The 1,568-nt window shown below is 77.7% G+C and carries 2 protein-coding genes; both read left to right on the top strand.

Features of this window, described 5'->3' with window-relative positions:
* The first annotated feature begins 193 nt into the window (after positions 1–193).
* Complete coding sequence (locus tag JS521_RS30810; RefSeq protein ID WP_205086216.1) at positions 194–997, top strand: VOC family protein; 804 nt, start codon at positions 194–196, stop codon at positions 995–997.
* Between the two features lie 287 nt (positions 998–1,284).
* A partial coding sequence (locus tag JS521_RS37590) for a helix-turn-helix domain-containing protein (RefSeq protein ID WP_372448633.1) occupies positions 1,285–1,568 on the top strand: 284 nt, incomplete at its 3' end.

The following is a 1,568-nucleotide window of genomic DNA, read 5'->3' as shown; positions in this document are numbered from 1 at the left end:
CGCGCCGCGCCCCCCCCCCGCGCCCCCCCCCGCCCCCCCCCCCCCCGCCCCCGCCCCCCCCCCCCCCCCCCCCGCCCCCCCCCCGCCCCCCCCCCCCCCCCCCCCCCCCCCCCCCCCCCCCCCGGCTGACTAGCGTGGTTCGGGGGTGGGGCCGAAGGCAGGGCTCGGGGACTCAGGGAAGGACCGGCGCGCCATGGCTGTACAACCCGAGGGCACCCCGTGCTGGGCGGACGCCATGTTCGCCGACGTCGAGGGCGCGAAGAGCTTCTACGCGGACGTGCTCGGCTGGACGTTCGGCGAGAGCCAGGCGGAGTTCGGCCACTACACAACGGCGTACGCGGACGGCAAGGCGGCAGCCGCCGTCTCCCCGCCCATGCCGGGCGAGGAGCAGAACCCCTCCTCCTGGTGCCTCTACCTCGCCTCGCAGGACACCGCGGCGACCGTCACGAAGGTGCGCGACAACGGCGGCGAGGTGCTGGTGGAGCCGATGGAGGTCGGCGCGTTCGGCACGATGGCGCTGGCCCGCGACCCCGGCGGGGCCGTGTTCGGCATCTGGCAGGCGAACACCCACGAGGGGTTCGAGACGGAGATGGGAGCGCCCGGCGGATACTGCTGGGGCGAGGACTTCACCCGGGACGCGAAGGCCGTGGACGCGTTCTACCCGGCGGTCTTCCCGTACACGGAACAGAAGATGGACGAGGCGACGATGGACTTCGCCGTCTTCGAGGTCCAGGGGCAGCCGGTGCTCGGCCGGATGGTGATGAACAAGGACTTCCCGCCCGACCTGCCCTCGTTCCTGAACGTGTACTTCTCCGTGCCGGACTGCGACGCGGCGGTGGCGAAGGCGACCGAGCGCGGCGCGGTGCTGCAGTTCGGGCCGATGGACAGCCCGTTCGGCCGGTTCGCCTCGATCACCGACCCGCAGGGCGCCGCGTTCTCCGTGATCGACGTGACCACCACCGAGGGCGAGATGCCGGGGATGAGCCCGGTGGCCTGAGCCGACCCGGACCGTCAGCCGCCGACGGGCCCCCCCCCCCCCCCCCCCCCCCCCCCCGGGCCCCCCCCCCCCCCCCCCCCCCCCCCCCCCCCCCCCGCCCCGCCCCCCCCCCGGGGGGGCGCTGGGGGGGGTGCCCCCGGGGGCCGTGCCCCCCCCGGCCCCGCCCCCCCCCCCGGGCCCGCGCCCCCCCGACCGGCGCGGCCCGTTCGCCTGCCCGCCGCGCACCCCTCCCGGGGCTCCAGCGCGCACCCCTCCCCGGGGCTCCAGGGCATCCGTAGCTTCCTCCGATGACCCTCGCATCTGCGATGGAACATCGTCCAGAGAATGGCACATGCCACCCCAATTGGCCTAGCGTGTCGCACATGCAGTCCTACACAATCGGCCAGGCAGCACGACTTCTCGGGGTCAGCCCCGACACCGCCCGCCGCTGGGCGGACGCCGGCCGGGGGGGGGCCCCCCCCCCCCCGGGCCCCCCCCCGCGGAAACGCGGCCGCGCCGCGGGCCCCCGAGGCGGCGGCGGGGGGCGGGGGGGGGGGGGGGGGGGGGGGGGGGCGCGCACCAAGACCCCCCC

This window comes from Streptomyces durocortorensis (genome assembly GCF_016901035.1).
GTDB lineage: Bacteria > Actinomycetota > Actinomycetes > Streptomycetales > Streptomycetaceae > Streptomyces > Streptomyces durocortorensis.
The sequence above is the reverse complement of the archived record's forward strand: the minus strand, read 5'-3'. Positions and strand labels throughout refer to the sequence as shown.

Bases quoted from the DNA above. Each gene is read 5' to 3' on its own strand.
- JS521_RS30810 (WP_205086216.1), top strand. From the start codon at position 194: ATGGCTGTACAACCCGAGGGCACCCCGTGCTGGGCGGACGCCATGTTC.